Here is a 5,546-nt window from a genome sequence, read left to right on the forward strand (position 1 = left end):
GGGTAATGATGTTAGTGACCGAATCGCCAATCCGATAAGSSGACTGAATAGTTTCTGGGGCATAGCCGACCAGCATTAACATCGGCACAAAGATCGGCGCGGTAATCGCCCATTGTGCGGATGCAGACCCGACCGAGAGGTTAATGAGGCCACACATCAAAATAAAGGCAAAGAACAACGCCGGGCCGGTTAAACCAATGGTTTGCAGAAAGTCTGCACCGCCGACCGCAATCACTTGGCCGAAGTTAGTCCACTTAAAGAAAGCGACAAACTGAGCCGCGAAGAACACCAGCACGATGTACATCCCCATCGCACTCATCGATTTCGACATCGAATCAATCACATCGCGATCGTTATTAATGGTGCCTACGGTACGGCCAAACACGATGCCTGGGACGGCAAAGAACACCATGATAAAGGCCACAATTCCTTTCAAAAACGGCGATCCTGCCACTTCACCGGTCTCGGGGTGGCGCAGTGCGCCCCACTCCGGCACGATGGTGAGCGCTAAGATACCACTGACAATCAGCACGGCAATACCCGCATTACGTAGGCCGCGTTTTTCGTCGTCATTGAGTTTACTGGCCGACGCCGCTGTGATGTCTTCAGACGCTTGGCTTTGGTCATAAGGTCCAAGCTTGGGTTCAACAATTTTATCGGTGATCCAGGCCCCCACAAAGGCAATGAAGAAGGTAGAGATAAACATAAAGTACCAGTTCATCTCAGGACCCACCGCGTACTCAGGATTAATCATTTGAGCAGCAGCTCGGTGATCCCAGAGAGCAATGGGTCAACGGTGCCTAACAACAGGTTAGCCGAATAGCCGCCCGACACCCCGGCAAATGCCGCTGCCAGGCCGGCAAGTGGTGGCGGCCTAACGAGTGGAAGATCATCGCCGCGAGTGGAATTAAGACTACATAACCGAGCTCTGATGCGGTATTTGAGATAATACCCGCAAAGACAATGGTAAAAGTGACGGTACGGCGAGAAGCGCCCATCACTAAACCACGCATGGATGCTGACAGTAAGCCAGAGTGCTCTGCGACCGCAACGCCTAACATAGCAACCAATACGGTGCCTAATGGCGCGAAACCCGTAAAGTTTTTCACCAAATTGGTGACGATCATTTGCAAGCCTTCGGCATTAAGCAGGCTTTGCACGTAGATCATGCCATCGGCGGCGCGACCTGTTGCCCCTTCTGGACGCGGATCCGCCACGGAAACATCAAAGTAACCGGCGACACCCGATGCCAACAGAATGGCGACGCAGAAGATCGCAAACAAGGTCACAGGATGGGGTAATAAGTTGCCTAACCACTCGACGGTATCGAGAAAACGCGTAAACAGCGTGCGTTTATGTGGACCGCCCCGTTGCTCGGAGGTGTTTGAGTGCATGTCATTCGTCTCCTTGTCAGTACTGCACTTCCCGTCAATGGGAAAGAAGGCAGGATGTTAATTGTTTTTTAAACTAAATGGCAAGATTAAATACTAACTTTTAACGTAATTAGGCGATCTGTGTACTGATTTTTGACGACAAACTTGACATATTTGACTGTAAGTTGTCGTGACTATGCGTCTTTTTGCCGAAAATCGGCGTATTATGGGGTTTTTCTCGTTCACTCAAATGGATGAAAGGTGTTAACAAATGCAGCAAGCGCAACAACAAGGCATATTGAGTATCTTGATGTACTCCGCGTGCTGGCCGCCTTATTTGTGGTTGCGATTCATGTCTTGGGACCGTATCGCACTGAAATTGGCCAGATCCCATTGTCCGATTGGAGCGTGGCGGTTGGGCTCAATAGTGCCAGCCGCTGGGTGGTGCCAGTATTTATCATGATCTCAGGGGTGTTGTTGTTGTCGTCTTCGCACCGGTTTACCTTCCAACACTTTATCCAGCGCCGGGTAATGAAAGTTGTGGTGCCTTTTGTGCTTTGGTCGCTATTGTTCGCGGGCTTGTCTGGACTCACTGCTGAAGGCTTCTCTTGGCAGACGGTAGCGCAAACGTTACACGCTGCGCCCGACCACGAGACCTATTATCATCTGGGCCTTTTTTACTATTACATCCCGTTGTTGCTTTGGATCCCAATACTGCGTCCCATACTCGCGCACATACCAACATGGGGAGTGGCGGCCGTCGGACTCGCATGGATGGGCCTGACCGCCTGGTATTTATCGGGCGCACACGGCTGGTGGCGTCAAGACTTTATTCTTTATTGGGCGGTTATTTGTGGCTAGGCTTTTGGTTACATCATTTCCCACGCGCACGGCCTCTTTGGTGGGCCCTAGGGCTACTCGCCGTGGGAATGACCGGATACCATGTACTTGGTACCAGTATCCAATATCAGCGTTACATCACGGAGGCTGGTTATCTTACACCACGATCAACACGGTATTGATCAGCGCCGCCGTCTTTTTGGCCGTTCGGCAATGGCGACAGGGACGAACTACGCCATCATGGGTGGCCACGCTAAGCCGTTATAGCTTGGGTATTTATCTGATTCATCCTATTTTCCTTTGGCCGGTGCGAGCATACTGGCCCACCTTGTCGCCGTCTTGGGTATGGATTCCGGTCCTGACGATTTATGCGTTTGCAGGCGCGGCCTTGATAACGGCATTATTACAGCGTCAGCGCATCACCGCGTGGCTGGTTCCCTAGTTGATGACACTTTTGGCGATAAAAGTAGTCATAAGTAATTGAAAGCGTGTATACGGAGTCAGATCCCAATCATGAAATCGGGTATCCCTAAAGGGCGTAAAAACCGTCATACTAGAAAGATGGTAGTGAGCCAGCAAGGAGAGAGACCATGGACGATGTAGCAATGGTAATTAAGCACAGTAAGCGCCTAGAAAACTTACTGCGCCAGCACTACCACGCTGAGGGAAAAGGGCTCCACCAGCTCATCGACAGCAGCCAAAAACGGCTTCCCCATGATGTGATCAAAAAACTGCGCTTCGTGGCCACCATTCGCAACAAGGTCGTTCATGAAGATGGTTACAAAGTGGATGATATTCGTGAATTTATATCAGTAAGCAAGTATTGTGAGTCGGAACTGGTACCGCGAAGCAACCGTTTGATTTGGCGTCTCGCCGCTGGTCTTATTCTGCTGTTTACCGTGGGAGCGATTGGCTTTTACGCACAAGTATGGCCGCAATGGAGCGGCTAATGAACGGCCCTTCTGGAGAGTTACCCCATCGTTAACGTTGCGATTTTTTTAAACTGGATCTTGTTCTCACCAAGGGAGGCTGGACATATACATTAGCCCGCCTAAACTTGGCGTCCTTGTTGTAAAAGGAATGATAACCATGTGGAGCTGGTTCGCTGTCTGTTGTTCGGGACTGCTGCATATCTCCGCAGCCTACCGGGGCCCTCGCTGGCAGTTTTATCTGTTTAAGCCACTGACCATAATACTGTTGATGATTATTGTCGGGGCGCATGTCAGTGCATCAACTTATGCGCAATGGGTCGTGGCTGCCTTATTGCTTTCGATGGTGGGTGACCTTTTTTTCATGTTGCCCAAAGACCGGTTTGTTCTCGGCCTAACCAGTTTTTTGCTTGCGCACCTGGTCTATACCTTTGCCTTTTGGGCGCAGTTTGATGGTCACATGGTCTGGTGGTTACCTGCGATGCTTTCAGGCCTAGGTGTGATTGTCTTTCTCTTGCTACTCCCCAACCTTGGGCGTTTTGCCTTACCAGTCGCCCTTTATATCGCCGTGATCACGCAAATGGTGTGGGCGGCGGGAGAATACTGGTTGAATACCCACTCGGTAGCGGCAGGGCTGGCGTTAGCGGGGGCCGTCTTTTTTATGATCTCAGATACGGTGCTTGCCTTTGCGCGCGTTAAAGGCGAGCTCCGCCCCACACAAGCGATAGTGATGTCTAGCTACTTTGTTGCCCAAGCGTTGATCAGTGCCTCGGTCGTTATTGCTTAAGGAAAGGTGTGCATGGAAAAAGTTTACCAAGCGATGAACGCGTTAGAAGCACACAGCCTAAAAGGGTTACTGGCAAGTCACCAGATTGATTGTGTTTTAAAAGGCGAAACATTGAGTGCGGCAGTGGGGGAACTCCCCCCGGATGTTCAAGGCGTCACCTTATGGGTTGATCCGGAAAAGGTCACTCAGGCGCGGACGTTGCTGCAGGAATATGAAACCCAAAGCTATACCCATTGGGTTTGCCAAGTGTGCGGTGAAGAGAATGCGGGTAGCTTTGAACTATGCTGGCAGTGCAGCATAGTCGCGAGTGATTGCGTTACACCATATATTTGCGGCGAATATCGAGTAGCGCGAAAATCCCAAAAATAAGAATCGACCACTTTTCCCAGCGGCTCATCGCAATTTTATCGCCAAAGGCCCCCAAAAAGATCAGCATTTGCAGCCCGTGCATCATCAACAAAAAGCCGGTCATGATGTAAAGTGCCATGGCGGCAACACCCGGAAAGGGATGGACAATATTGGCGAGCAACACCATCCACACAAAGGCGATGGCGACTTTCGCCAATAAGATTAACGCTTTCATAGTTTTTCTCTCAATGGTCGTGTTTGCTTAATCATCGGACTCGGTAAAATATAACCGGTAGTTAACTTGGCCCGCGCGCTTTTCACGGTGGCAGTGCCAATGCTCTGGGACCTGCCAGGTCGTTAAATGACTCTCCACTTCGACGTAAACACAGGCATTAGGCGCAAGCCAATGATTGGCATCTAGAGCGGCCAAGGTGTCATCCAGTAAGCCTTGATGAAAAGGCGGATCGACAAAAATAATATCATAGGGGCCGTCTTTAGGCGCGGTGGCAAGTAGGGCGAGCGCATCGCCACGATCAATGTGTGCGTTTTGTGCGCCAAGTTGATCTAAGTTGGCACGTAATTGTTTGGCTGCCGCGGGATGTTTTTCGCAAAAATGGACCCAGCTTGCGCCACGAGAGAGCGCTTCAAAGCCGAGCCCACCACTGCCCGCGAAAATATCGAGACAGCGAGCGCCCGGTAAATAAGGAGCGAGCCAGTTAAAAACGGTCTCTTTTACCCTGTCTGTCGTGGGGCGGAGTCCTTGTGCGTCATGCACGGTGAGCTTACGGCCACGCCAGCGGCCAGCAATAATACGAACGGACCCAACCCCACGAGAAAGGGGAGCCGATGAGGATTTGCGGTTGGCGCGTTTAACCATAGATTTTTTGACCGTTAAGAAGGTGGTAGACTATGCCGATTCGGTATTGTGCCGCTGATTGTATCAAGCATGCTTTAGGATTTGCCAATGGCAGAAAAAAAGAAACGTGGATTTATGTCATGGTTGGGCTTGGGTCGTAAAAAAGACTCGGCACAGCCAGACCCAGAACAAGAATCATCAACGCATTCGCCAGACGTGGCGGACGATACGGTGGAGTCAGTGACGTCGACGGAGACGTCTGTTGATACTTCATCACAAAACCAACCATCAAGCCTTGCACCTGAAGGCGAAACCGACACGAATATCTTGCCAGAGCCAGAGCCAGAGCCAGAGCCAGAGCCAGAGCCAGACGCAGCAGACCAGAGCCAGACGCAGCATGACCAGAGCCAGAG

7 protein-coding genes and 2 pseudogenes are annotated in these 5,546 nt (G+C 51.0%); 6 read left to right on the forward strand and 3 right to left on the reverse strand.

Annotated features, from left to right (window positions below; translation table 11 throughout):
* Window positions 1-1,394 (reverse strand): annotated as a pseudogene (locus tag DZ54_RS22425) (AbgT family transporter); the annotation flags it as partial.
* A 240-nt stretch (window positions 1,395-1,634) separates the two neighbouring features.
* Between DZ54_RS22425 and DZ54_RS22430 the strand changes: the two are divergent.
* The 5 genes from DZ54_RS22430 to DZ54_RS24385 all read left to right on the forward strand — a co-directional run bounded on the left by DZ54_RS22430 (window position 1,635) and on the right by DZ54_RS24385 (window position 4,298).
* Window positions 1,635-2,234: an acyltransferase gene (locus tag DZ54_RS22430; RefSeq protein WP_081721690.1), complete on the forward strand. Its 600-nt coding sequence runs from the start codon at window positions 1,635-1,637 to the stop codon at window positions 2,232-2,234.
* Between the two features lie 40 nt (window positions 2,235-2,274).
* The gene (locus DZ54_RS22435; protein ID WP_128080549.1) at window positions 2,275-2,655 is read left to right on the forward strand and encodes an acyltransferase family protein; all 381 of its coding nucleotides are present in this window, start codon (window positions 2,275-2,277) and stop codon (window positions 2,653-2,655) included.
* Between the two features lie 148 nt (window positions 2,656-2,803).
* Window positions 2,804-3,163: a hypothetical protein gene (locus tag DZ54_RS0115455; RefSeq protein WP_025675051.1), complete on the forward strand. Its 360-nt coding sequence runs from the start codon at window positions 2,804-2,806 to the stop codon at window positions 3,161-3,163.
* Between the two features lie 139 nt (window positions 3,164-3,302).
* Entirely contained in the window at window positions 3,303-3,929 is a 627-nt protein-coding gene (locus tag DZ54_RS0115460) for a lysoplasmalogenase (protein ID WP_025675054.1), read from the forward strand.
* 12 nt (window positions 3,930-3,941) lie between these two features.
* Window positions 3,942-4,298: a putative signal transducing protein gene (locus DZ54_RS24385; protein WP_025675056.1), complete on the forward strand. Its 357-nt coding sequence runs from the start codon at window positions 3,942-3,944 to the stop codon at window positions 4,296-4,298.
* Here the strand turns inward: DZ54_RS24385 and DZ54_RS0115470 are convergent.
* Window positions 4,246-4,512: a DUF1145 domain-containing protein gene (locus DZ54_RS0115470; RefSeq protein ID WP_025675057.1), complete on the reverse strand. Its 267-nt coding sequence runs from the start codon at window positions 4,510-4,512 to the stop codon at window positions 4,246-4,248. The genes DZ54_RS24385 and DZ54_RS0115470 overlap by 53 nt on opposite strands.
* A 27-nt stretch (window positions 4,513-4,539) precedes the next feature.
* A complete protein-coding gene (gene rsmD / locus DZ54_RS0115475; RefSeq protein WP_025675058.1) occupies window positions 4,540-5,154 on the reverse strand; it encodes a 16S rRNA (guanine(966)-N(2))-methyltransferase RsmD in 615 nt (204 codons plus the stop codon).
* A gap of 87 nt (window positions 5,155-5,241) precedes the next feature.
* Here rsmD and DZ54_RS25320 point away from each other — a divergent pair.
* A pseudogene (locus DZ54_RS25320) lies at window positions 5,242-5,546 on the forward strand (hypothetical protein); the annotation flags it as partial.

This window comes from Salinivibrio socompensis S35, from assembly GCF_000513715.1.
Taxonomy (GTDB): domain Bacteria; phylum Pseudomonadota; class Gammaproteobacteria; order Enterobacterales; family Vibrionaceae; genus Salinivibrio; species Salinivibrio socompensis.